The 25341-nt window shown below is 67.0% G+C and carries 22 protein-coding genes; 17 read left to right on the forward strand and 5 right to left on the reverse strand.

The genetic code is table 11. The features are described 5' to 3' along the window. Positions 1–18: 18 nt before the first annotated feature. Positions 19–870 carry a KPN_02809 family neutral zinc metallopeptidase gene (gene ypfJ, locus CAL28_RS08060; protein ID WP_094840926.1) on the reverse strand — a complete coding sequence of 284 codons (852 nt, stop codon included), beginning with the start codon at positions 868–870 and terminating at the stop codon, positions 19–21. Positions 871–930: 60 nt separating this feature from the next. Between ypfJ and CAL28_RS08065 the strand changes: the two genes are divergently transcribed. The 5 genes from CAL28_RS08065 to CAL28_RS29705 all read left to right on the forward strand — a co-directional run bounded on the left by CAL28_RS08065 (position 931) and on the right by CAL28_RS29705 (position 4868). After that, the gene (locus CAL28_RS08065; protein ID WP_094840927.1) at positions 931–1557 is read left to right on the forward strand and encodes an L-threonylcarbamoyladenylate synthase; all 627 of its coding nucleotides are present in this window, start codon (positions 931–933) and stop codon (positions 1555–1557) included. 3 nt (positions 1558–1560) lie between these two features. Next, the gene (locus CAL28_RS08070; RefSeq protein ID WP_094840928.1) at positions 1561–2208 is read left to right on the forward strand and encodes a site-2 protease family protein; all 648 of its coding nucleotides are present in this window, start codon (positions 1561–1563) and stop codon (positions 2206–2208) included. A gap of 88 nt (positions 2209–2296) precedes the next feature. After that, positions 2297–3202, forward strand: coding sequence for a 4-hydroxy-tetrahydrodipicolinate synthase (gene dapA, locus CAL28_RS08075; RefSeq protein ID WP_094840929.1), 906 nt, complete (start codon positions 2297–2299; stop codon positions 3200–3202). A gap of 21 nt (positions 3203–3223) precedes the next feature. Beyond that, positions 3224–4375 (forward strand): outer membrane protein assembly factor BamC, encoded by a 1152-nt coding sequence (bamC, locus tag CAL28_RS08080; protein ID WP_094840930.1) that lies wholly within the window; start codon positions 3224–3226, stop codon positions 4373–4375. A gap of 133 nt (positions 4376–4508) precedes the next feature. Further along, a complete protein-coding gene (locus CAL28_RS29705) occupies positions 4509–4868 on the forward strand; it encodes a hypothetical protein (RefSeq protein WP_176463930.1) in 360 nt (119 codons plus the stop codon). Positions 4869–5243: 375 nt separating this feature from the next. On the opposite strand, the gene CAL28_RS08090 is transcribed toward CAL28_RS29705, so the two are convergent. Then, the gene (locus tag CAL28_RS08090; protein WP_094840932.1) at positions 5244–6446 is read right to left on the reverse strand and encodes a cupin domain-containing protein; all 1203 of its coding nucleotides are present in this window, start codon (positions 6444–6446) and stop codon (positions 5244–5246) included. 64 nt (positions 6447–6510) lie between these two features. Then, positions 6511–9141, reverse strand: a complete 2631-nt coding sequence (gene mutS / locus CAL28_RS08095) for a DNA mismatch repair protein MutS (protein ID WP_254926048.1) — start codon at positions 9139–9141, stop codon at positions 6511–6513. A 274-nt stretch (positions 9142–9415) separates the two neighbouring features. On the opposite strand from mutS, the gene CAL28_RS08100 reads away from it, so the two are divergent. Together CAL28_RS08100 and CAL28_RS08105 are read left to right on the forward strand one after the other, a co-directional pair. Next, positions 9416–10396 (forward strand): Bug family tripartite tricarboxylate transporter substrate binding protein, encoded by a 981-nt coding sequence (locus CAL28_RS08100; protein ID WP_094840933.1) that lies wholly within the window; start codon positions 9416–9418, stop codon positions 10394–10396. A gap of 26 nt (positions 10397–10422) precedes the next feature. Beyond that, the gene (locus CAL28_RS08105; protein WP_176463931.1) at positions 10423–11709 is read left to right on the forward strand and encodes an NADH:flavin oxidoreductase/NADH oxidase; all 1287 of its coding nucleotides are present in this window, start codon (positions 10423–10425) and stop codon (positions 11707–11709) included. Between the two features lie 26 nt (positions 11710–11735). Here CAL28_RS08105 and CAL28_RS08110 read toward each other — a convergent pair whose 3' ends face one another. Beyond that, positions 11736–12668 (reverse strand): LysR family transcriptional regulator, encoded by a 933-nt coding sequence (locus CAL28_RS08110; protein ID WP_094840934.1) that lies wholly within the window; start codon positions 12666–12668, stop codon positions 11736–11738. A 226-nt stretch (positions 12669–12894) separates the two neighbouring features. Here CAL28_RS08110 and CAL28_RS08115 point away from each other — a divergent pair, with 226 nt between their 5' ends. Together CAL28_RS08115 and CAL28_RS08120 are read left to right on the forward strand one after the other, a co-directional pair. Next, entirely contained in the window at positions 12895–15024 is a 2130-nt protein-coding gene (locus tag CAL28_RS08115; RefSeq protein ID WP_094840935.1) for a hydantoinase/oxoprolinase family protein, read from the forward strand. Continuing rightward, positions 15021–16616, forward strand: coding sequence for a hydantoinase B/oxoprolinase family protein (locus tag CAL28_RS08120; RefSeq protein WP_254926049.1), 1596 nt, complete (start codon positions 15021–15023; stop codon positions 16614–16616). The genes CAL28_RS08115 and CAL28_RS08120 overlap by 4 nt, the downstream gene beginning before the upstream one ends. On the opposite strand, the gene CAL28_RS08125 is transcribed toward CAL28_RS08120, so the two are convergent. Next, entirely contained in the window at positions 16613–17509 is an 897-nt protein-coding gene (locus CAL28_RS08125) for a LysR substrate-binding domain-containing protein (protein ID WP_094840936.1), read from the reverse strand. The two genes, CAL28_RS08120 and CAL28_RS08125, sit on opposite strands and share 4 nt — an antisense overlap. Positions 17510–17624: 115 nt before the next feature. On the opposite strand from CAL28_RS08125, the gene CAL28_RS08130 reads away from it, so the two are divergent. The 8 genes from CAL28_RS08130 to CAL28_RS08165 all read left to right on the forward strand — a co-directional run bounded on the left by CAL28_RS08130 (position 17625) and on the right by CAL28_RS08165 (position 25305). After that, positions 17625–18212, forward strand: coding sequence for a hypothetical protein (locus CAL28_RS08130; protein WP_094840937.1), 588 nt, complete (start codon positions 17625–17627; stop codon positions 18210–18212). A gap of 14 nt (positions 18213–18226) precedes the next feature. Then, positions 18227–19396 (forward strand): cystathionine beta-lyase, encoded by a 1170-nt coding sequence (gene metC, locus CAL28_RS08135; RefSeq protein WP_094840938.1) that lies wholly within the window; start codon positions 18227–18229, stop codon positions 19394–19396. A gap of 101 nt (positions 19397–19497) precedes the next feature. Then, entirely contained in the window at positions 19498–21105 is a 1608-nt protein-coding gene (locus CAL28_RS08140; RefSeq protein ID WP_094840939.1) for a rhodanese-like domain-containing protein, read from the forward strand. Between the two features lie 46 nt (positions 21106–21151). Beyond that, positions 21152–21970, forward strand: coding sequence for an ABC transporter substrate-binding protein (locus tag CAL28_RS08145; RefSeq protein WP_094840940.1), 819 nt, complete (start codon positions 21152–21154; stop codon positions 21968–21970). A 17-nt stretch (positions 21971–21987) separates the two neighbouring features. Next, positions 21988–22683, forward strand: a complete 696-nt coding sequence (locus CAL28_RS08150) for an amino acid ABC transporter permease (protein WP_094840941.1) — start codon at positions 21988–21990, stop codon at positions 22681–22683. Positions 22684–22686: 3 nt separating this feature from the next. Then, complete coding sequence (locus CAL28_RS08155; RefSeq protein WP_094840942.1) at positions 22687–23379, forward strand: amino acid ABC transporter permease; 693 nt, start codon at positions 22687–22689, stop codon at positions 23377–23379. 27 nt (positions 23380–23406) lie between these two features. Continuing rightward, positions 23407–24207: an amino acid ABC transporter ATP-binding protein gene (locus CAL28_RS08160; RefSeq protein ID WP_094840943.1), complete on the forward strand. Its 801-nt coding sequence runs from the start codon at positions 23407–23409 to the stop codon at positions 24205–24207. A 132-nt stretch (positions 24208–24339) separates the two neighbouring features. Then, positions 24340–25305 carry a Bug family tripartite tricarboxylate transporter substrate binding protein gene (locus CAL28_RS08165; protein ID WP_094840944.1) on the forward strand — a complete coding sequence of 322 codons (966 nt, stop codon included), beginning with the start codon at positions 24340–24342 and terminating at the stop codon, positions 25303–25305. Positions 25306–25341 lie beyond the last annotated feature (36 nt).

The following is a 25341-nucleotide window of genomic DNA, read 5'->3' on the forward strand; positions in this document are numbered from 1 at the left end:
CGGGGGTCCCAGCGCCTGCTAGAGTGCCTGCGCGCTGAAGGTATCGCACTGCCGCGGGTCGCCGCTGGCCAGGCCGCGCTTGAACCAGCGCACGCGCTGCGCCGACGATCCGTGCGTGAAGGCGTCGGGAACGACATAGCCCTGGCTTTGCTTTTGCAGCCTGTCGTCGCCGATGGCGCTGGCGGCGTTCAATGCTTCTTCCACGTCGCCGGATTCCAGGATGTGCCTGGCGCTGTCCGCCTGCTTGGCCCACAAACCCGCGTAGCAGTCGGCCTGCAGCTCCAGCCGCACCGACAGGGCATTGGCCTGGCGCGGGTTTTCCTGCTGCAGCGAGGCCACGCGTTGCGAAATGCCCAGCAGGTTCTGTACATGGTGGCCGACTTCATGCGCGATGACATAGGCTTGCGCGAAATCGCCGGGTGCCTGGAAGCGCCGCTTCATATCGTCGAAGAAACTCAGATCCAGGTAGACCTTGCTGTCGGCCGGGCAGTAGAAGGGACCCATGGCGGCGCGTCCCGTCCCGCAGGCGGTGCTGGTCGCGCCGCTGTACAGCACCAGCTTGGGCGGTACGTAAGGCCGCTTGGCATGATCGCGGAAGATAACCTGCCAGGTATCCTCGGTTTCGCCCAGCACCTTCGCCACGAAGCGACGCTGCGGGTCGTTGGCGGCAGGAGCCGTGGCGGCCGGCGGCGCCTGCTGGCCGGCGGGTTCCTGCAGCATCTGCAGCACCACGGTGGGATCCACGCCGAAATACATGGCGACCAGTGCCAGGATGATGGCGCCTATGCCCAGGCTGCCGCCGCCGACGCGCATTCCCATGCCGCGCCGATCTTCCACATTTTCACTTTCACGCGAATCGTCCAAGCGCATGAGTTTCTCCTTCGCGCCGCCGGGCGGCGTTGTCTTCTTGCAAGATGTTAGGATAGCCGCATGGCGCAATTCTTCACTGTACATCCCGCGAATCCACAGCCGCGTTTATTGAAGCAGGCAGCGCTATTGCTGCGCGACGGCGGTTTGGCCGCCGTGCCCACCGATTCCAGCTACGCCGTCATCGCGCGGCTGGATGACAAGGCCGCGGCGGATGGGCTGCGCCGGCTGCGCGGCCTGGACGAACGCCACCATCTGACGCTGATCTGCCGGGACCTCGCTCAGCTGGGCCATTTCGCCCGCGTGGATAACCGCCAGTACCGTATGCTGAAGGCCGCCACTCCCGGGCCTTTCACTTTTATCCTGGAAGCCACGCGCGAAGTACCCCGGCGCGTTTCCCATCCTTCCCGCAAGACGATAGGCCTGCGCGTGCCCGACCACCCGGTCACGCTGGGCCTGCTGGAACAGTTCGGCGAACCGTTGCTTTCCACGACGCTGATCCCGGCCGGCGAAACCGAGGCCTTGAACGACGCGCAGGAAATCCGCGAACGCTACGAGCATGTGCTGGCGGCGGTCGTGGACAGCGGCGCCTGCCCCAAGGAACCCACCACCGTCGTCGACCTGACCGGCGATAACGCGCAACTCATCCGGGTGGGGCGAGGCGACCCCTCCCAGCTCGGAATCGCCTGATCCATGGACGACATCATCCAGTCGATCGCGATATACGCGATCCCCGTTATTTTCGCCATCACGCTGCACGAGGCGGCGCATGGCTATGTCGCGCGCATGTTCGGCGATCCCACCGCTTACCAGATGGGCCGGGTCAGCCTGAATCCCGCCCGGCATATCGATCCGGTCGGCACCCTGCTGGTGCCGCTGGTTATCCTGCTGGCCTCCAAGCTGCTGGGCAGCCCCGGCATCCTGTTCGGCTGGGCCAAGCCCGTGCCGGTGGATTTCGGTCGCCTGCGGCGTCCGAAGCAGGACATGCTGTGGGTGGCGGCCGCCGGGCCCGCTTCCAATCTGGTGATGGCCATCCTGTGGGGCATCATGCTCAAGCTGCTTTTCCAGGGCGGCGGCGCCGACGGCTACTGGTTCCAAATGGCCGTGGCCGGCGTGCAGATCAATCTGGTCCTGATGGCGCTGAACCTGTTGCCGCTGCTGCCGCTGGATGGGGGACGGATGCTGTACAGCCTGCTGCCCCAGCGTCTGGCCTATCAGTATTCGCGGATCGAACCTTACGGCATGATGATCGTGCTGCTGCTTCTTTTCAGCGGCGGGCTCTGGGTCTTCCTCCGGCCGATTTTCGCGCTGGGGAACACCGTGGTCAGCTGGTTTCTATAGGTTTTTTCGCGCTATCCGGTAAACTCGCGGGATTTCCTGTTCAAGTCCCCCGCTGGCACGCGTCGGCGGGCTCCGGAGCCCCTCTCACATGGCATCCTCGGCATCCGCCGCTGGCGTTACTTTTCAGGGCAGCATGGTGGCCCTCGTCACTCCCATGCACCCCGACGGCACCCTCGATTACGCGGCTTACCGCGCGCTGATCGACTGGCATGTGGCCGAAGGCACCGACGCCCTGGTGGTGGTCGGCACGACGGGCGAATCGCCCACCGTGTCGATGGAAGAACATGCCGAGCTGATACGCGTGGCGGTGGAGCATGCGGCGGGACGCGTCCCCGTGATCGCGGGGGTTGGCGCCAATTCCACCGACGAAGCCATCCATCTGGCCCGCCACGCCAAGTCGGTGGGCGCGCAGGCCGGACTGTCGGTCGTTCCCTATTACAACAAGCCTTCGCAGGAAGGCCTGTATCAGCATTTCCGCCGCATCGCCGAAGCCGTGGACCTGCCCACCGTCCTGTACAACGTGCCGGGACGGACCGTGGCGGACATGTCCAACGAAACGGTGCTGCGACTGGCGCAGGTGCCGGGCATCGTCGGCATCAAGGACGCCACGGGCGATATCGCTCGCGGTGCCTTGCTGCTGCGCGAAGCGCCCGCCGATTTCCAGATATTCAGCGGCGACGACCCCACGGCCGCCGCCCTGATGCTGCTGGGCGGCCGGGGAAATATTTCCGTAACCGCCAACGTCGCTCCACGGCTCATGCACGAACTGTGCGCCGCGGCGCTGGCCATGGACGTGCCCCGGGTGCGTGAACTCAATGCCCGAGTGGCTCGTCTAAACAAGGCTCTTTTTGTCGAAGCCAACCCGATTCCGGTCAAATGGGCCCTGTCCCGGATGGGGCGCATGCCCCTGGGCTACAGGCTGCCGCTGGTGGAACTCGGCTCGCAGCACCACGCCACGGTGGAAGCCGCGTTAAGGGACGCGGGCCTGCTTTAAAAGCATTCAATGAGGATACGTATGAACAAGCGCCATGCCGGTTTCGCGGCATTGCTTACCCTGGTCATGCTGGCCGGTTGCAGCGACGTCAATCAAATACTCGGCAAGGAAGAGCCGATCGACTACAAAAGCGCGAGCAGCCAGCAGGCTCAGCCGCTCAGCATTCCTCCCGACCTGACCCAGGCCGCGGCGGATCCGCGCTACAAGGCGCCTCCGGGCGGTACGACCACCTTCACGCAATACCAGGCGGAAGGCCAGCAGCAGGCGGCTGCCCAGGCCCAGGGCAATCCCAACAGCGGGGTGTTGCCGCAGCGTACCGATATGCACGTCGAACGCGACGGCGATGTCCGCTGGCTGGTCGTCGACCTGCCGCCGGATCAGATTTTCGGCAAGGTGGTGGATTTCTGGACCAGCAACGGCTTCACAATCCAGACCAACAATCCGACCGCCGGCCTGATCGAAACGGACTGGGCGGAAAACCGCGCCAAGATTCCGGAAAGCTGGTTGCGCCAGGCCCTGGGATTCGTCCTGGAGCAGGCCTACGATAGCGGCGAGCGGGAAAAATTCCGTACCCGTATGGAGCGCGTCAACGGGCATACCGAGATCTACATCAGCCACCAGCATATGGTGGAAAAGAACGTCGGACAGCGCGACTCCGGCAACCTGCAATGGCAACCCGGTCCCGAAGATCCCGGCCTGAATGCCGCCATGCTGGCGCGCCTGATGGTCTTCCTGGGTACCAGCGTCGACCAGGCCAAGACCATGGTCGCGAAGGCGGACGCGGCACCCGCGCAGCCCAAGGTCGTGCGCGACGTGCAGGCCGACGGCGCACGCCTGAATGTGCAGGAATCCTTCGATCGCGCCTGGCGCCGCGTCGGCGTGGCACTGGATTCTGGCGGCTTTACGGTGGACGACCGCGACCGGTCGGCGGGCGACTTCTACGTCCGTTACCTGGATACGGATACCGGCTTGCAGCGCGACGAGCCCGGCTTCTTCAGCCGCCTCTTCGGTACCGCGCGTCCCAGCCAGGCGCCGCAATACCGCATCCACGTAGTGGGCCAGGGCGACACCACGCAGGTGACGGTGCTGGACACCAATGGCAAGGTCGACAGCAGCCCGACGGCCCAGCGCCTGTTGAGCGTGCTGGCGGACAAGATGTCGGCCGTCCAGTAAGGCGGTATATCGGGCGGTTCGTCCCTCGCGGGGCGGCCGCCGGTAGGGCGCCCGCGGCCATCGCCGGCAAGGCGCCACCCAGTGGACGCGTATCGGGCCGAAAGCCGGAAGCGCAACAAAAAAGGAACGCGATATGCGTTCCTTTTTTGTTGCCGGAGCTGCCAAGGCAGCCCCGGGGTATGGCGGCGATTACTGGGTGGTGCCGCCGGTGGTGCCGCCGCCGCTGCCCGCGCCGGGCGTCGTGGTGGCACCGCCGCCGCCCGCCGGAGGCGTGGGCGCCGAGCTGGAAGGCGCGGGCGTGGACGGCGCGGTGGAAGGTGCCGAAGTGGAAGGCGTGGGGCTGGACGAACTGGCCGGCGTGCTGTCGTTCTTGTTGCAGGCAGTCAGCGAAACCGCCAGAACGCTCGCCAGAAGCAGTGTTTTCGTCATCATTCGATTCTCCTTTGTGATGGCATCCATGCGACCCGGCCAGCCTGCCCGCGCAGGTTCCTAGCCGGGATGACGGATTCAGGCTACAGGAGATACCCCAATGATTGAGTATGGAAATTAAAGCTGGCGAATCACAAAGGAAACAAGCCTTGCATGGATGTATAGGGTTTTTCCTAATGTGTCGATTCTGCCGGAAAAACGTCCGAATTGTGTGGTCTGGAAACTTATCGGGGTTTTCAGGGGACGTTGTCGCGGGCAGGGCCGCATTGGGGGACGTCGCGCAATTGTCTGGTTTTTCCTTGCCGGGGCTGCGTGGGGCCGGTGCCGAGTGCCTGTTGGCTGGTCCGTTGCCGCCTGGCCGGAGTCGTGGGATCAGCCGGGCCGATGGTCGGACTGTGCCCCGGCGCGGTTTTCCTCGCCGAGGCGGGATTGCCGCGTGTCACAGGCCCGGGTCGTAGACCAGCCAGCCATCGTCCATCCATTGCGTCAGGCATTCCCGTTCTTCATCGGTCAGCCCGCGCGCCGACGGATCCGCGCAGGCCAGGCGCCTGGCATCCGCCAGCTTGCGCAGGGCCGCGCTGGCGGGTACCGGCGCCGTCTCGCCATTGATGAATAGTTGTTTGCCGCGATACAGCATGCGGGTGCGGCGGTCCAGGCGCAGCGTGCCCGCGCCGGGCCAGTGGGCCGCGAGGTCTGGACCATCGGCCGCCGGCGTGTCGAAGACCGCGGACGCGCCCGGTTCCGTCAGCCAGCAGCCCAGGAATCGATGGGCCAGCGCCTCGTCGAAACGGACGCGGCCCACGGCATCCAGCGCGGCGGCGGCCAGGCCGTCCGGCAGTTCGGCCGGCCGCGCCGTCGCGGCCTGGCCGGGATCCCGATAGCGGCCTGCCAGCCGGGGGCCAGGCAAGGCGGGCTCGCCGTAAGGGCCGCTGGGCAGGCCGGCGCGCGCCAGTACCTGCTCGGCGGCGGCTTCCAGCATGCCACGCGCCAGCGTCGCCTGGTCGGGCGCGCGAAAGCCGATGGATATCGTCATGCAATCGCCCCGCGCGATACCGTCGTGCGCCACCTGCGGCGGCAGGTACAGCATGTCGCCCGGCTCCAGGACGTAGGTGGCTTCGGGTTCGAAGCGGCGCAGGATCTTCAGCGGCAGGTCGGGTTGCAGCTCCAGATCGCGCTGGCGGCCGACGCGCCATTCGCGGCGCCCCACGGCCTGCAGCAGGAAGACATCGTAGCTGTCGAAGTGCGGGCCGACTCCTCCGCCGTCGGTCGCGATGCTGATCATCACGTCATCCAGGCGGGCATCGGGAATGAAGCGGAAACGGTGCATCAGTTCGGCCGCCGCATCGTGATGCAGATCCACGCTTTGCACCAGCAAGGTCCAGTCCGGCTCGGAGGCCTTGGGCAGCCTGGCGAAGGGGCCTTGCTCCATCTGCCATTGTTTGTCCTCGCGCCAGATCAGGCGCGATGCGACGTCGTCGCGGCGCGCCATCCGCTTCAGCTCCGGGATGCCGACCGGCGGCTTGAACCCCGGGATGGCCTGGCGGATCAGCAGCGGCTTGCGCTGCCAGTGGGATTTCATGAACTGGGCCGGCGTGCGGCCCCCCAGCAGATCCAGCGGCTGGTTCGGATGCGGAAACGTCATGGCCGATATGCCTTGGGACGATAGGAGTTGCCCGGGAACGCCCGGACAGGGCGGGCGGCGGCCGTCATTGCAGGTGCGCCTTCAATCGATAGAGCGTTTCCAGGGCTTCGCGCGGCGTCAGGCTGTCGGGATCGACGTCCGCCAGCGCATCGCGCAAGGACAGCAGCGATTCGCTTTCCTGCGCGGCCGCGGATTGCGCCGCGGATTGCGCGTCCGCCTGCGCCGCCGCCGCGAACAAACCCAATTGCGGCGTGGGCGCGCCCTGGGCTTCCAGCCGTTCGAGTTCGCGCGATGCCTGGCGAATGACGGCGGCCGGCACGCCGGCGCGCTGCGCGACCTGGATCCCATAGCTGCGGCTGGCCGGGCCGTCGCGCACCTCGTGCAGGAAGACGATGCCGCCGGCCGATTCCGCCGCCGCCAGGTGGACGTTGGCGGCCGTCGGTTGTTCCGCGGGCATGCGGGTGATCTCGAAATAATGCGTCGCGAACAAGGTCAGCGCGCGGTTGTGCGTCAGCAGGCGCAGCGCGATGGCCCAGGCCAGGGCCAGGCCGTCGTAGGTGGAGGTGCCGCGGCCGATCTCGTCCATCAGGACCAGGCTGGCGGGCGTGCTGGCGGCCAGGATGGCGGCGGCCTCGGTCATTTCCATCATGAACGTGGAGCGGCCGCCCGCCAGGTCGTCCGCTGCCCCGATGCGGGTGAAGATGCGATCCAGCCTGCCGATGCGTGCGCGCGCGGCGGGCACGAAACTGCCCGTGCGCGCGAGCAGGGCGATAAGCGCGACCTGCCGCATATACGTGGATTTGCCGCCCATGTTCGGGCCGGTGATCAGCAGCATGCGGCGCGTCGCGTCCAGTTTGCAGCTGTTGGGCGTGAAGCGTTCGATGGCGCGCTCCACTACCGGATGGCGGCCCGCCTCGATATCGATCTCCGCTTCCTCGGAAAGCTCTGGCGCATTCCAGTCGTGGCGCCGCGCGTGTTCGGCCAGCGCCGCCAGCGTGTCGAGTTCGGCCAGGGCGGACGCGCAATCCGACAGGGCGCGTACGTGGCCGCCGAGTTGTTCCAGGACCTGTTCGTACAGCCACTTTTCCCGTGCCAGCGAGCGGTCCTGGGCCGACAGCACGCGGTCTTCCCAGGTCTTGAGTTCCGGCGTGATGTAGCGTTCGGCGTTCTTCAGGGTCTGCCGGCGGCGGTAGTCCTCCGGCACCTTGTCGGCCTGGCCTTTGCTGACCTCGATGTAGAAGCCGTGCACACGGTTGAATTCGACACGCAGGTTGGAGATGCCGCTGCGCTCGCGTTCGCGGGCTTCCAGCTGGACCAGGAAGTCGCCACCGTCGGTGGCCAGCGCCCGCAGTTCGTCCAGGTCGCCGTCGTGGCCGCTGGCGATGACGCCACCGTCGCGGATGGCCGCGGCCGGCTCGGCGGCGATGGCGCCCGCCAGCAGGGTATGAATGGCGGGATCGGGCGACAAATGCGCGGCAAGCGCGGCGAAGCGTCCGTCGTTATCCAGCAGCCGAACCTGCTCGCACAGCGGCGGCAGTTCCGCCAGCGCGTCGCGCAGGCTGGCGAGTTCGCGCGGCCGCACGGATTTCAGCGCGACGCGCGCGGAGATGCGTTCTATATCCGGGAAACGCTTGAGCGTATCGCGCAGCATTTCCAGCGGCAGCGCCGCCGCCAGTCCGGCCGGCGTATCCAGCCGCGCCGCCAGCAGCGCGGCGATGGCCCGCTGGCGTTCCCGCACTGGCGTGTTGTCGCGCAAGGGGTGATGCAGCCAGCGCCGCAGCAGCCGGCTGCCCATCGGGGTACGGCAGTTGTCCAGGATGGAGAACAGCGTGGGCGATTCCTCGCCGCTGAGCGTCTGCGTGAGTTCCAGGTTGCGGCGCGTGACCGGGTCCATCAGCACGTACTGCCCGGGGCGTTCCACGCTGATGCCCTGCACGTGCGATAGCGCCTGCGATTGGGTACGCGCGGCGTAGCGCAGCAGCGCGCCGGCGGCGCGTACGCCGGCCGGCATGTCTTCCACATCGAATCCCGCCAGGGAATCGGTACGGAAATGCGTCAGCAGGTGGGCACGCGCGCCATCGGTTTCGAAATGCCAATCGGGAACGCGGGTCTGCGCGCCCTCGATGCTGACGCGCAGCTCCGTGCCCTCCGGGTAGATGATTTCCGCCGGGGCGATGCGATGCAATTCCGATTCGATCTGCCCGGGCGCGCATTCCGTGACGTGGAAATCGCCGCTGGCAAGGTTCAGCCAGGCCAGGCCGGCGCGGGGCGCGCGTCCGCCGCCGGGAAACACCGCGGCCAGGCTGCGGTCCGCCTTGGCGGGCAGCAGCGCATCGTCGGTCAGCGTGCCCGGCGTGACGATGCGCACGATACGGCGTTCGACCGGCCCCTTGGACGTGGCCGGGTCGCCGATCTGTTCGCAGATGGCGATCGATTCCCCCAGCGCGACCAGCTTGGCCAGGTATTGCTCCATGGCGTGGACAGGCACGCCCGCCATGGGGATGGGGCTGCCATTGGAGGCGCCGCGCTTGGTCAGGGTCAGATTGAGCAGCCGCGCGCCGCGTTCCGCGTCTTCATAGAACATCTCGTAGAAGTCGCCCATGCGGTAGAACAGCAGCAGGGGGCCCGCCTCGGCTTTCAGCCGCAGGTATTGCTGCATCATCGGCGTGTGGCCGGACAGATCGCTTTTTTCCATTAACACCAGGCAAATAACGGGCGTGGCCGCGCCGGCCGCGCAAAGGTTCGATTGTATCGGGATGGATGAGCGGGCGCCCGGCCGGCGGGGCGTCATGGTGCACGCCGCGCCATCGTGGCGCACAGGGCGGTGCGCGCGCCGATTCGTGGGGCTGGCCGATAAATGCATTCGTATTTTTAATTTGTCGCCGTAGCGGGCGCTCGCTCATAGTTCCTGAAAAACGTCTGCCGCGACGCTGGACGGCGGGCCTGACATACGATCGCAAGGGGCTTGGATGCACAGATCGATACGCACGCTGCTTTCGGCGGCCGCCTGTATGGCCGTTCTTGTCGTTTCCGGTACGGCGGCGCGCGCCGCCTATCCGGATCGCCCCATCCGGCTGATCATCCCGTGGTCGGTGGGGGGATCGACCGATATGCTGGGCCGCGTACTGGCCGAGGGCATGGGCAAGCGCCTGGGTACGGCCGTTGTGGTGGAAAACAAGCCCGGCGCGACGGGGACGATAGGTTATGCCCAGGTGGCGCGGGCGGATCGAGACGGCTATACGCTGCTGCTCGGCACCAATAGCACCTTCGCCATTGCGCCGCATTTCTATCACGCGCTGCCTTACGACACGGACAAGGACTTCGCCGCCATCGGCATGATAGGCGCGAACCAGCAGGTGCTATGCGTGCGCCCCGACGAGCCGTATAAAACGCTATCGGACCTGGTGGCCGCGGCCAAGGCGCGGCCGGGCGCCATCAGCTACGCGTCCTCCGGCGTGGGCGGTTCCAGCCATCTGGCAACCGAGCTGCTGATGGCGATGACGAACATCGACATGCTGCATGTCCCCTATCGCGGCGGCGCCCCCGCGGTGCAGGGCATCCTGGGCGGCCAGACCCAGGTGGGCTTCGTCGACATCAGCGTGGCCGAACCCCTGATACGCGCCGGCAAGCTGCGCGCGCTGGGCACCAGCGGTACCCGGCGGGCGGATTTGTTGCCCGATGTGCCCACGTTGTCGGAGGCCGGTGCGCCGGGGTTCGAGTCGCTGACGACGTTCGGGCTGTTCGCGCCGGCGGGGATGCCGGCGGAACTGGTGCGGAAACTGAACGGCGTGCTGAACGATGTGCTGCGCGACCCGCAGACGCGGGCACAGCTGGCCGCGCAAGGTTTCGAGTTGAACGGCGGCGCGCCCGAGGCTTATCGCACCTATGCCAAGACGGAGAGCCGCAAGTGGGGAACGCTGATCGAGCAGCGCGGCATCAAGCTGCCCTGAGCCGCGCGGGGCCTCCGCGCGACGACATGCCCGGCGTCAGCGTACCGAACATCGACATACCGAACATCGACATACCGAACATCGACATACCGAACATCAACGTACCGAATACCAACGTGCCAAATTCCATCGCCAGAAGCACCCATCTCGAAAACGCCGATGCGCCGGGGGCCGCGGACACGCCGCTGCTGTTCACGCCCTATACCCTGCGTCGGCTGACGCTGCGCAATCGTGTGGTGGTGTCCCCGATGTGCCAGTACAAGTCGGACGGCGGTGCCGCCACGGACTGGCATCTGGTGCATCTGGGCAAGTTCGCCATGGGGGGCGCCGGCCTGGTGTTCTGCGAGGAAACGGCGGTCGAGGCGCGCGGACGCAAGACCTACGGTTGCGCGGGCATGTACGAGGACCGCCACGTGGCGGCTTCCCGCCGCGTGACGGATTTCATCCACGAGGCGGGCGCGGCCGCCGGCATTCAGTTGGGGCATGCCGGCCGCAAGGCCTCCTGCGGTCCCCCCTGGACGGGATTTCGGCCCCTGACCGAGGAGGACGCGGCGCGCGGCATGCCGCCCTGGCGGGGCGTGTCGGCCAGTCCGCTGCCCGCCAAGCCGGGCGCGCTGGTGCCCACGCAGATGAACGAGGACGATATCCGTCTGATGATCCAGGCCTGGCGGATCGCGGCGCGCCGCAGTATCGACGCGGGTTTCGATGTCTGCGAGGTCCACGGCGCGCACGGTTATCTGATCCATCAATTCCTGTCGCCCCTGGCCAATCGGCGTACCGACGCGTGGGGCGGCGACCTGGAAGGCCGCATGCGGCTGGCATTGGAGATCTCCGAAGCGGTCAGGCAAGAGTGGCCGGCGGACAAGCCGGTGTTCTTCCGCGTTTCCGCCGTCGATGGCGAAGGCGGGGCCTGGGATATGGACGATACGGTGGCGTTGTCCCGCGCCTTGCGCGAGCGCGGCATCGATGTCGTTACGTGTTCGTCCGGCGGCATAGACGGACCCTTGAACATGGCCGTGGTCCCGCGCACGCCGGGCTACCAGGTGCCGTATGCCGCGCGCGTGCGGCGCGAAGCCGGCATGCCGACGTGCGCGGTCGGCTTGATTACGGAGCCCGCGCACGCCGAGGACATCCTGCGCGAAGGCAGCGCGGACCTGATCGCATTGGCCCGCGAACTGATGGCGAATCCGAACTGGCCGGTGCAGGCGGCGCGCGCGCTGGGCGTGACCGAACCGCTGGATCTGTTGCCGACCGACTATGCCTGGTGGCTGAAGCGGCGCGAGGAGATACGGGCCTTGAATGCGCGGGCATGATGCCGCGATCGGCGATGGCCGGGCGTTCAGGCCTGCTCGATGCCCTCGGGCAGGCTGCGTTGGCGCAGGGTGTCGGCCAGCGCGGCTTGCAATCCCTGCGCCGACGAGGACAGGGCGCGCAGGCTGCGCGATACCAGGAATAGCTCCCGATGCAGCACCGGGTTTTCCAGCGGCTGGAATGGCAGGTTCTCCAGCTGATGCGTCAGTGCCGTCAGGCGGGGCAGTATGCACAGGCGGCGGCCCAGCATCAGCATGGGATACAGCGAGGTGGAGCTCGATACCTCTTCGCGATGTTCGGCCAGGTCGAAGTCCTGCAGCGTGCGGCGATGCAGGCTGCCGATCTGCGTGTCCGAGGCCAGGCCCACCAGGTCCTGCCGGTAGGGCGATACCTGCGACCAGCCTATCGAGGCGGTCGCCGTGGCCAGCGGATGATCCGGGCTGCACACGACGCCGTAGCGGTCGCGCAGCAGCAGCGTGTATTCGAGGTCGGCGTAGTCGGACAGGCGGCTGGTGATGCCGAAGTCCACTTCGCCATCGCGCACGCGGCGTTCGATTTCCGCCGAACCCGCTTCGCGCACGGAAAGGGTGACGTGGGGATATTCGGCCTGGAAACGCGGCAGCGACGGTATCAGCAGCCAGGCGACGATCGAGGGCGCGGCGGCGATGCGCAGATGTCCATGCTGGCGCAGCGCCACCGCGCGCAGGTCGCTGACCATGGCATCGAATTGCAGCAGCAGCGCCTTGGCCTGCTGGTGCAGGTGCGTCGCGGCGGGAGTCAAGGTCACGCTGCGCGTGGTGCGGTCGAACAGCTTGATGCCGACGTCTTCCTCCAACTGGTGGATGGTCGAGCTAAGCGAGGACTGGGTCAGGAAGAGGCGTTCGGCGGCGCGCGTGAACGAACCCGTATCGGCGACGGCGACGAAGCTGCGCAGGTGGCGCAACGTGATGATGGTCGACATGGTGGGATACCGGCGGAGTTGAATCGCCCGCACAGAATATATAGGCGGTACGAATCAATCAACCCGAATTTTTCATTTGTAGTGGTGAATGGCCGCTACTTATCATTTTTTTGCCGTCCGGCGAATCCGGAGAAGGCGAAAGCAAGCATCGATGCATCGGGCAGGACGCCGATACGGTCGCGTCCGCCCGGGCTGGCGTGCCCTCACGGCTTGAAGGAGCGGGAACTTGGGGAAAATCGAATCGCAGTCCGGGCAGGCGGAGGCGCGGAAGCTGCGCATCGCCGTCGACATCGGCGGCACATTTACCGACGGCGTGGCGACGCGCGAATCCGACGGCTGCATCTGGGTGGGCAAGACCCTGACCACGCCGGATGATCCCGGCATCGCGGTATCGGCCGTCATCGCCAACCTGCTGGAGCAGGCGCGCGCCGGCGGCGCCTGCGTGCTGGACGAGGTGGTGCACGGCACGACGCTGGTGACCAATACGCTGATCGAGCGCAAGGGGGTGGATACCGCGCTGGTGACGACGCAGGGCATGCGCGACGCGCTGGATATCGGCCGGGAATGGCGCTACGACCTGTACGACCTGGAGCTGGTCCTGCCGCGGCCGCTGATCGACGCCGGCAAGCGGGTGGAGGCCAACGAAAGGCTGAACGCTTCCGGCCAGGTGCTGGTGGCGCTGAACCGGGCGGAACTCGACCGCATCGCCGCGGATGTCCGCGCGCTGGGCGTGCGCTCCGTGGCGGTATCTTTGCTGCATTCCTACCTGAACGACGAACACGAGCGGGAAATCGGCGCCTACCTGCAATCCGCGCTGCCCGGCGTGGAAGTTTCGCTGTCCGCCGATCTGGCGCGCGAGGTGAAGGAATTCGAGCGGACCTCGACCGTGGCGGCGAACGCGTACGTCAAGCCCATCGTGGCCGATTACCTGCGCCAGCTGGAGTCGCGCGTGGACGCGGTGCAGTGCGGCGTGCCCTTGCGCATCATGGTGTCCAGCGGCGGTTTCACATCGGCGCGATCGGCCGCGCATACGCCGATCTTCCTGCTGGAATCGGGGCCGGCCGCCGGCGTGCTGTCGGCCTTGAATACCGCGCGCGCGCAGGATTTGCAGCGGGTGCTGGCCTTCGATATGGGCGGCACCACGGCCAAGGCCTGCGTGGTGGCCGAAGGAGAGCCGCCGATCGCGCACAGCTTCGAATGCGCGCGCGTGCGCCGATTCAAGCGCGGCTCCGGCTTGCCCATCCTGATCCCCAGCATCGACCTGATCGAAATCGGCGCGGGCGGCGGTTCGATCGCCCACCTCAATCGCATGGGCCTGCTGAACATCGGTCCGGAATCGTCGGGCTCCCAGCCCGGGCCCATCTGCTATGGCAACGGGGGTACCGAGGTCACCGTCACCGACGCGGACCTGGTGCTGGGCTATCTGAACCCGGACAATTTCCTCGGCGGTGAAATGCGCCTGCGCAAGGACCTGGCCCTGGAGGGAATGCGACGCCTCGCGGACCGCCTGGGCATGCAGCCGCTGGATGTGGCCTGGGGCATCCACGATATGGTCAACGAGAACATGGCCAGCGCCGCGCGCATCCATATCGCGGAGAAAGGCCACGACCCGCGCGACTTTACCTTCGTCGCGACCGGCGGCGCCGGGCCCGTGCACGCCGCGGAGGTCGCGCGCAAGCTGCGCATCCCGCGGCTTCTTGCCACCATCGCGGCGGGCGCCGGATCCTGCCTGGGGATGCTGGCGGCGCCGGCGCGAGCGGATCGCTCCTGGTCGCAGCCGGCATTGCTGGAGGAAATCGACTGGCGTGACGTCAACGAGCGCTTGGCGCGGTTGCTGGCCGAGGCGGAGGCCGAACTGGAAGCGGCCGGCGCGCGCGCGCGGGATTTGCAATGGACGATAGGCGCGGAAATGCGCTACTACGGGCAGGGAGACAACGTGACCGTGTCCCTGCCGTGGCAGGTGTTCGGCCGGGAGGCGGGCCAGGTGCTGCGCCAGGCCTTCGAGCGGCGCTACGAAACCTTGTATGGCCATCTGGTGCCGGGCGCCCGCCCGCAGGCCCTGACCTGGCGCCTGACCGGGCGCTCGCCATCGGTCGCGCGCACCTTCCATTGGGGCGACAGCCGCGGACGGGACGCGGGTGCCGGCAAGCCGCGCCGGCGCGAGATCTATCTGCCGTTGCGGCGGGCGTTCGGGGCCGTCGATGTGTACGACCGCTATTCGCTAAGCCCCGGCACGCGCCTGGCGGGTCCGCTGGTGCTGGAGGAACGCGAGTCCACCCTTGTCGTTCCCGTGCGGGCGGAGGTCGACATCCTGCCCGATCTGACTGTCTCGGTTGCCTTGAAGGAGTTCGAATGATGCCGGCCGATGTCCATGGCGCCCTCCGCGAGACCGCTGGCCAGCCGCCGCGGCGCTTCGATCCGATCGAGCTGGAGATACTCTGGCGCAGGCTGATCAGCATTGTCGATGAAGCATCCACCGCTTTCGTGCGCACCTGCTTTTCGACGCTGGTGCGCGACGCCAACGATTTCGCTGTCGTGCTGACCGACGCGCAGGGACGTTCGCTGGCCCAATCGACGATGAGCATCCCCTCGTTCATCGGCAGCCTGCCGGCGACGGTCAAGCACTTCCTGCGCAAATATCCGGCGGACACCCTCAAGCCGGGGGACGTGCTGATCACCAACGATCCCTGGATGGGCACCGGCCACATCCACGACGTCAATACCGTCATGCCCATCTTCTTCCGGGGCCGGCTGGTGGCCTTCGCGGCATTGGTATCGCACCTGCCGGACATCGGCGGGCGGCTGCGCAGCAACGCCAACCGCGAGATCTACGAAGAGGGGCTGCAGATTCCGCTGCTCAAGCTGATGGACGCGGGGCGGGTGAACGAGACGCTGGTGGACATGATCAGCCAGAACATCCGCGTGCCGGAACAAGGCATGGGCGACATCTGGGCGCAGGTCAGCGCCTGCCGCATGATGGAGGAAAGGCTGCTGCCGCTGCTGGAATCCGTGGACCTGGACGCGCTGGGCGCGGCCATCCGCCTGCGCTCGGAAACGGCGATGCGCGAGGCCATCGCGGCCTTGCCGGACGGCACGTACGAATCAGAGGTGCTGCACGACGGCTTCGAGGAGCCCATACGCATCCATTGCCGGCTGACCGTGGCAGGCGACACCATTGCCATCGACTACGCGGGGTCCAGCCCGCAGCAGCCGCGCGCCGTCAATGTGGTGCCCATTTACGCCTTCGCCTATTCCGCGTATCCGATCAAGGCGCTGCTGTGTCCGGAAGTGCCGAATAACGAGGGCGGTTTCCTGCCGATCACCACGCAGGCGCCGCTCGGGTCCATCCTGAATCCCACCTATCCGGCCGCCTCGGGCGGGCGGGGCGCGATAGGCCATATGCTGTCGCCCGCGATTTTCCTGGCGCTGGCCGAGGTATTGCCCGAACGGGTATGGGCATCGGGATCGGCGAATTCCTCCGTGACGATGTTCGGCCGTTATCGCGACCGGCCCTTCAACGTGGTCAACTTCATCAATGGCGGCCAAGGCGCGACGGCCTCCCGCGACGGCTTGTCCGCTATCTCCTTCCCGGCCAATCTGGGCAACACGCCGGTGGAAATGATGGAAAGCCTGGCTCCCATCCTGGTGCATCGGCGCGAGATACGCCGCGGCAGCGGCGGCGAAGGGCAGCATCGCGGGGGCGACGGCCTGACTTTCGAATTCGAAATCACGCCGGAGGCCTCCAGCGTGGCGACCTCGTTCCTGATGACGCGCCTGAAACACCCGCCGCCCGGGCTGCACGGCGGCGAGCCGGGGCAGCGCGGACGGCTGGTGATCAATGGAGCGGAAACGGACCCGACGGAGCAGCGCGTGCTCAAGCCCGGCGATCGGGTGTTGATGGAGTCCGCCGGGGGCGGCGGATTCGGCGCGCGCCAGCGGCCTGCTTAAAACTGCCGCGCCTGCACGCTTGCCGCCGGCGTGCCGCGGTCGGTCAGGCCCATCTTGGCAATCAGCATGTCGAACACATAGCGGGTAAGCGGGTTGATCGAGTCGCCCCGCATCCACAGGAAATAGTTGGCGTCGGGCAGCGGCGGCAAGCCGTCCTTTTCCCCCAGCACCCGCATATCCGGTCCCAGGAACTCGATGCTGCGCGCCGTAACGCCCAGGCCCGCGCGCACCGCCGCGCGGATGCCCACCAGGTTCGGCGCGACATAGTTCGTCTGCCAGGGCACGCGCGCCTGTTCGAGCGCATTCAGCGCCAGGCGGCGAAAGAGGCTGGGTTCGTCGGCCAGTACCAGCGGCACCGGCGCGCCGGCATCGTGCACATAGGCCGCGGAGGCGATCCAGGCCGTGGGCGAGGTGCGCAGCACCACCCCTTCGTAGGCCGGATCGAAGCGCGTCGATATGCACAGGTCCAGCTCTCCCGCGCGCAACGCGTTCATCAGGAATGGGCTGCGGTCCACGCGTATTTCCAGCCTGACACGCGGCGACCAGCGCGTGATGTGCGTCAGCACGGTGGGCAGGATCGTATCGGCCACGTCATGCGGCGAGCCCAGGCGCAGTTCGCCTTCCAGCTGGCCATCCTGCATGGCGCGCATTGCCTCGTCGTTGATGGCCAGCATGTGCCGCGCATAGTCCACCAGCTTGCGTCCGTGGGGCGACAGCAGTTTGTTGCGTCCTTGTTTCTCGAACAGCGGCAGCCCGACCAGGCTTTCCAGGCGCTGCATCTGCTGGGTGATGGCGGATTGGGTCTTGTGCAGGCGCTCGGCCGCGCCCGAAAAGGTCTGGGCCTGATCGATCGCCGCCAGGGTGCGGAGCAGGTCGAGATCCAGATTCCGCATACGGTCTCCTACATATTACGCATGCTAATGAGTTATTAAGGCAATTTAATTTGTCACGAAGCGAGCATGGCCGTAGAGTACCAACGAAATCGCTTCATTACAGGAGTTTTTCCGCATGGGCAGCCCACATCCGCATGACCAGGACATCACGCTGGCGATTGAAAACATAAAGAATACTGTACGAACCCAGGGGCTGAACCGCGGCAGCCTGGATGACGTCCTGCGCACCGTGATCGGTCTGGCCAGCCATCGCGACTGGTGGGCTGCCGACCGCTATCCGGCGCCGGAGGGCGACGAACGCCAGGCGCGCTACCTGATCAGCGAAACGCCCGACAAGGAATATGCCCTGTACCTGAACGTGATGCGCCCGGGCAAGAAAATCGTCCCGCACGACCATACGACCTGGGCATGCATCGCGGCGGTCGAAGGCGTCGAATACAACTACGTCTACGACAGGCTGGACGATGGCAAGGAGCCCGGCGTGGGACGCCTTGCGAAGAAGGACACCGTGGTGGTCGAGCCCGGTACCGGCATCGCCCTGATGCCCGAAGACATCCACGCCGTGGAGATCCGTGGCGACAGCGTGATCCGCCATTTGCACATGTATGGCCGCGCGCTGGAAACGCTGACGGAACGCCTGTCCTTCGACCTGGATGCCGGCACCTGCCAGGTCATGCCGATCGGCGTCCAGACGCGCCGCTGACGGGAACCCGGGCCATGGAAGAACAATACAAGCCGGGCACGCGCCTGCTGCGTGCCGGGCGGCCGCATCGCGGCTGGATCAACACGCCGGTGACGCGCGCCAGTACGTATGTTTTCGACAGCGTGGGGCAGTGGCGCGACACGCGCGCGCGCCGCGACCAGGAACGGCTGCTGTCCTACGGTGCGCGCGGGACGGACAGCACGTATGCGCTGGAAGACGCGCTGGTCGAGCTGGAAGGCGGTTATCGCGCCAAGATGTATCCCACGGGGCAGGCCGCCATCGCGGTGGTGATGCTGGCTTACCTGAAGGCGGGCGATCACGTCCTGATCACCGACGCGGTGTACGAGCCGGTGCGCCGGTTCTGCGCGGACCAGCTGTCGCGCTGGGGGATCGAGTTCAGCTATTACCTGCCCGACGGCAGCGATCTGCCGGACCGGATCCGTCCCAACACCCGCATGATCTACGCGGAATGTCCCGGTTCACTGGTCTACGAGATGATGGACCTGCCGGCGGTCGCGGAGTTGGCGCATCGCCACGATTGCTGGCTGGCCGTGGACAACACCTGGGGTTCGGGCCTGTTGTACCGGCCGCTGGCCCTGGGCGCCGATATCTCCGTTACCGCCGCGACCAAATACCTGGGCGGCCACGCGGATGTGATGATGGGCACGGTCGTCACGACCGAACGCGCCTGGGCGCCGCTGGAGCGCGCCACCGTGGACATGGGCCAGACGGTGGGCGCCGACGATGCATACCTGGTGCTGCGCGGCATGCGGTCCATGGCGGCGCGGCTGGCGATGCACGCCCGCCACGCGTTGCGCGTCGCCGAATGGCTGCAGGGACGCGCCGAAGTGGCGCGCGTATTGTGTCCGGCCCTGCCCGACGATCCCGGCCATGCGCTCTGGAAGCGCGATTGCAGCGGGACCAACGGCCTGCTGTCCATCGAGTTCGCGCGCGGCATCGATGACGCCGACGTCGAACGCATGATCGATGCCTTCCGTTTGTTCGGCCTGGGCGCGTCCTGGGGCGGCTTCGAAAGCCTGTGCGTGCCCGTCAACATGGCGCGCGCGCGGACGGTTGCGGACTGGTCGGGGCGCGGGGCCATCCTGCGCCTGCATATCGGCCTGGAAGATCCCGAAGACCTGATCGCCGATCTGGAGCAGGCCATGACCGCGCTCCGGCGCTAGGTCCCGGCGCCACGCGCGCCGCGCTACGACTACCCATCCCGGCACGCCGCGTCCGCGCGGCGTGAGGGGGATGCTTTTTCCTCGATTTCTTGCAGAGCCCCATGACGCAGCTTCCTACCGATATTTCGTCCATACCGAGCATCGATGCGCCGACGCTCAAGCGCTGGCTGCATGACGGCGCCGAAATCGGCCTGCTGGACGTCCGCGAACATGGCCAATATGGGGAAGGGCATCCCTTCCTGGCGGTGTCGCTGCCGTACAGCCGGCTGGAGGCCGAGGCGCCGCGCCTGCTGCCGCGCCGCGGCGCCCGCCTGGTGGCCTTCGATGCCGGCGACGGCGTGGCGCCCCGCGCGGCCGCGGCCCTGCGCGCGCTGGGCTATACGGATGTCCATGTCCTGCAAGGCGGCGCGCCGGCCTGGCGTGCCGCGGGCTACACCCTGTTCGCCGGGGTCAACCTGCCCAGCAAGACGTTCGGCGAACTGGCGGAGCACATCCACCACACGCCTCGTATCAGCGCCACCGAGCTGGCCGACCGGCAGCGCGGCGGCGACAAGCTGGTCGTGCTGGACGGCCGGCCCTACACCGAGTACCGGAAGATGAACATTCCGGGCGGCATCTGCTGCCCCAACGGCGAACTCGCCTTGCGCGTCCAGGACCTGGTGCCCGACGCCGATACGACGATCGTCGTCAACTGCGCGGGACGTACGCGCAGCATCATCGGCGCGCAGACGCTGATCGACCTGGGCGTGCCGAACCCGGTGCTGGCGCTGGAAAACGGCACCCAGGGGTGGTACCTGGCGGATCTGCCGCTGGAGCACGGTTCGCAGCGCAAGTACGCCGACGCGATTTCGGGCGACGCGCTGCCGGTGCTGCGCGAGCGCGCGCAAGCCCTCGCTCGGCGGCATGGTGTCGTCACCGTCGATGCCGCGCAGGTGCGCGAGTGGCTGGCCGATGCCGGCCGCACCACCTATCTGTGCGACGTCCGGACGGAAGAAGAATACGCGGCCGGCACGCTGGCCGGCGCGCAGCATACCCCGGGGGGACAACTGATCCAGTCCACCGACCAGTACATCGGCGTGCGCAATGCGCGCGTGGTGGTGGCCGACGACGAAGGCGTGCGCGCGCCCGTGGTGGCGAGCTGGCTGCGCCAGATGGGCTGGGACGTCTATGTGCTTGCCGAGGGCGTGGCGGCGGATGTGGCGGCGCCGGTGCCGCAGGTCCGCTTGCCCGCGCCGCCGGCGATCGCGACCGCCGACCTGGCCGCCGCCTTGCGCGACGGCGCCGTGTTCCTGGACGTGCGTCCCGGCATGGCCTACAGGAAGGCGCATATCGCCGGCGCGCGCTGGACGATACGGCCGCGGATGGGCGCCCTGGACCTGCCGGCGGATGCGCGGGTCATCCTGTTGGCCGCCGATCCGTCGGTGGCGGCGCTGGCGGCGCGCGAGCTGGCCGAAATGGGGATCGCCCAGGTGCGGGTGAATCTGGACGGGCCGCAGGCATGGCGCGGCGCCGGCCTGCCGATGGAGGCGGGCGACGACGTGCCGGCCGACGAGGATTGCATCGACTATCTGTTCTTCGTGCACGACCGCCACGACGGCAACAAGGCCGCCGCGCGCCAGTATCTGGCGTGGGAAACCAATCTCATTCACCAGATCGACGAACAGGAGCGGTCGATCTTCCGTTTTCCAGTCCATCCGGACCAGGACTGAAACGCACCGCCGGCCGGTCCGGCGCCAACCACCAGGGGAAACAACGATGAAAACCACTCTGTACCTGTTCGCCGCGGCCGCCACGCTGGGCGCCACGCTGGCCCACGCCGACGTGCTGGACGAGGTCAAGGCGCGCGGCAAGCTGATCTGCGGCACGCAGAGCGCGAGCGTGCCCTACGCCTACCAGGACACCGCCACGCGCAGCTTCGTCGGCTATGACGTCGACATGTGCGCGGCGCTGGCCAAGGGACTGGGCGTGGCGCTGGAGCACAAGCCGCTGTCGACCGAGGCGCGTATTCCGGAACTGAAGATGAACCGCGTCGACGTGGTCGCCGGTTCCATGGCCTACCTGCCGGAGCGGGCGCAGCAGGTCGACTACAGCCTGCAATACCTGCAGGGCAGCATCAAGGTGCTGGTGCGCAAGGATTCCGGGATCTCGTCGTTGAAGGATTTGGCCGGCCACAAGATTTGCGCCTCCAAGGGGTCCAGTTCGGCGGCCATCGCCGCGCGGGTGCTGCCGAATTCGCAGGTGCTGTCCTTCCAGGACGTGGCGTCCTGCTACCTGGGACTGCAGAACCAGAAAGTGGACGGCTTCACGGCGGGAGAACTGATACTGAAGCGCTTCGAGCTGGATTCGCAGAAGGCCGGCACGCCGGCGGTATTGCTGCCCGAACCCACCTACGTCGAGCATATCGGCGTCGTCGTCAACAAGGGCAATCCCAAGCTGCTGGCCGCCGTGAATAAGGTGATCCAGGATATGGACAAGGATGGCAGGCTGGATGCCATGTACGACAAGTGGCTGGGCGCGGGTTCGATCTACAAGCTGACCCGTACCTTCAAGGTCGAGCCGGTCGACGCCGAGTAGGGCGGCCTGGAAGCGTCATGCATTTCGATTTCGCTTTCCTGACCAGCGGCAACTACGGTGCCACGCTGCTGGCGGGCGCGCTCACCACGGTGCGCCTGTTCGCGGGCGCATGGGTGCTGGGGTTCCTGATCGCGCTGCTGCTGGTCGTGCTGCGCGCGGTTCCCTGGCGCCCGCTGCAGCTGGCGGTCACGGCCTTCGTCGAATACCACCGCAACGTGCCCACCGTGGTGCAGATCATGGTGTGGTACTTCGGCATGCCGCAGATCCTGCCGGAAGGCTTGCGTCTGTGGATCAATCGCGGCGACACGGAGTTCCTGTTCGGCCTGATCGCCCTGAGCCTGAACGTCAGCGGCTTCATGTCGGAGGATATCCGCGCCGGGCTGCGCGCCATCCCCGGGACACAGGTGGAAGCGGCCCGTTCCGTCGGACTGAGCGGCTGGGGCGCGCTGCGCCACGTCATGCTGCCGCAGGCGGTCCGCATCGCGGTGCCGCCCTTGATCAACCGCTCGCTGATCCTGTTCAAGGACACCAGCCTGGCGATGGTGATCGGCGTGGGCGAACTGACCTACCAGGTAAAGGCGATCGAGAATGCGACCTTCCGCTCCTTCGAGGTGTTCGCCGTGTCGACCGCCCTGTATCTGGCCGCCTCGCTGGCGCTCATGGGCCTGGGCGCGTGGTTCGGCCGGCGTTATCCGCCCGCCTTCAGGAGATGAGCCATGTGGCAGATCCTGCATGACTATGGCCTGATGTTCCTGGTGGGCGCCTGGCCGCGAGGGCCGCTGGGCGGTTTCGTCGCGACGCTGATCCTGGCAGGTGCCGGCCTGGCGATCTCCTTTCCGCTGGCGATCTGCCTGGGATTGGCCCGCACCAGCAGCGTGCGCGTCCTGCGCTGGCCCGCTACCGCGTGGGTATACGCCTTCCGCGGCGTGCCGCTGATCATGATCATCTTCTGGGCGTATTTTGTCCTGCCGGTGCTGACCGGCGCGACCGTGCCGGCGTTCACCACCGCGCTGTGCGCCATCGTGCTGTACGAATCGGCCTTTCTGGGAGAGATCGTGCGCGCCGGCCTGGAGGGGTTGCCGCCGGGCCAGACCGAGGCCGCGCGGGCGGTCGGCCTGAACTACGCGAAATCCATGCGCCACGTCATCCTGCCGCAGGCGCTGGCCAACATGATCCCTTCGCTGGTCAACCAATTCGTGTCGACCATCAAGGCCACGTCCATCGTGTACGTGATCGGCGTCCAGGAAGTGACCTTCGCCGCCCAGCAGGTCAACAGCATGGAAACCGCGTATACGCTGCAGACATTCCTGGTGCTGGCCGCCTTGTATTTCGTGCCGTGCTTTACCCTGTCGCGCCTGGCGGGCCGGCTGGAACGCGGATTGGCGCGCAAGCGCCTGCGCGCGGCCTGACGGCGCGCCGTCGCCTTGGAGATTGCCGTGATAGAACTCGACAACGTTCAGAAATGGTATGGAAGCTACCACGCGCTGGACAACGTTTGCGGACGCGTGGAGCAGGGACAGGTGGTGGTGGTTTGCGGGCCTTCGGGATCCGGCAAGTCCACGATGATACGCACCCTGAACCGCCTGGAGCCGATACAGGGCGGCACGATCCGCGTGGCCGGGCAGGATATCCATGCGCCGGGACGCGATATCAACGCGCTGCGCGCGGGGATCGGTTTCGTCTTCCAGCAGTTCAACCTGTTCCCGCATCTGTCGGTCGCCGAGAACATCATGCTGTCGCCCGTGCGCGTCGCGGGCATGCCGCGCCAGCGTGCCGCCGGGCTGGCGCGCGAACTGCTGGCCAAGGTGGGGCTGGAACACAAATTCGACGCCATGCCGGCCAGCCTGTCGGGCGGCCAGCAGCAGCGCGTGGCGATCGCCCGCGCGCTGGCGCAGCATCCGCCGCTGATCCTGTTCGACGAGCCCACCAGCGCGCTCGATCCGGAAATGGTCGGCGAGGTCCTGGCCGTCATGAAGCGCCTGGCCTCGGAGGGCATGACCATGGTCGTGGTCACGCACGAGATGGGGTTCGCCCGCGAAGTCGCCGACCGCATCTGGTTCATGGACGAAGGGCGCATCCTGGAGGATTCCACGCCGGACCGGTTTTTCGCCGACCCGGCGCATCCGCGCGCCCGCAAGTTCCTGTCCGATATCCTGCGTCCCGGGGTGCCGCTGGGCGTGGCGGCCGAGGTGCCGGGCGTGTCGTCGCGGCACGCCGGCTCGGCCGCGCCAGCCTAGGGGGCGCTCCATTCCGCGTCGAAAGCCCATGGGGAAGTATCCGGAGGCCCGTCGCGCCCGTATTCGTCAACGAAGTCGTTTTATCAACACGGCCGTCAAGTAGCCATATCGCGGCCGACAAGGGGAAGTAGCATGCAACTCAAGAAAATCGCCGCCTTCGGCGCCGCTGCGCTGTGCGCGCTGTCTGTCTCCGCCGCCCAGGCGGCTTTTCCGGAACCGGGCACGCCGGTCCGCATCGTCGTCGGTTTTCCGCCCGGCGGCGGTGCCGATGTGCTGGCGCGGGCAGCCGCGCTGGGCGTCTCCAAAGCCCTGAATACCAACGTCATGGTCGAGAACCGGCCCGGCGCCAGCGGCATTATCGCGACCGACTACGTGTCGCGCGCGAAGCCCGACGGCTACACGCTGTATATCGCCACGCCGGGTTCGCTCACCATCCTGCCCAGCCTGCAGAAAGTGCCCTACGATCCCGCCAAGGATTTCACGCCGATCTCGCTGCTGGTCACCATGCCCAACGTGCTCGTCACCAGCCCGAAGTCCGGCATCAACAGCATCGCGGACCTGATCGCGCGCGCCAAGACCAAGGACGTCACCTACGCATCGGGCGGCAACGGCACCATCGGCCAGATGGCGGCCGAACAGTTCAACATGATGGCCGGCGTGCACATGCGGCACATCCCCTATAAGGGCACCACGCCGGCCCTGACCGATGTGGCGGGTGGCCTGGTGGAAGTGACGTTCTCCGATCCCTCCGTCAAGTCGCTGGTCCAGTCCGGCAAGCTGAAGGCGCTGGGCGTCACCACCGTGACGCCGTCCGATGAGTTTCCCGGCGCCCCGCCCATCGGCCAGGCCGGCATTCCCGGCTATGAGCTGACCAACTGGTACGGCGTCATCGCGCCGGCCGGCGTGCCGCGCGATATCGTCGATACGCTGAACCGCGCCTTCGCGCAGGCCATGAAGAATCCGGACATCGTCAAGCAACTGGCGGCGTCGGGCATGACCGCGACCTCCGACACGCCGGCCGAGTTCGGCGCGCTGATGGCCAAGGAACGCGCGAAATGGGCGGATCTGGTCAAGAAGGCCGACATCCGGCTGGATTGATGAACGGAATTGGCGGCGGCGTATGCCGCCGCGGGA

This window comes from Bordetella genomosp. 11 (assembly GCF_002261215.1).
In the GTDB taxonomy this organism is placed as follows: domain Bacteria; phylum Pseudomonadota; class Gammaproteobacteria; order Burkholderiales; family Burkholderiaceae_B; genus Bordetella_C.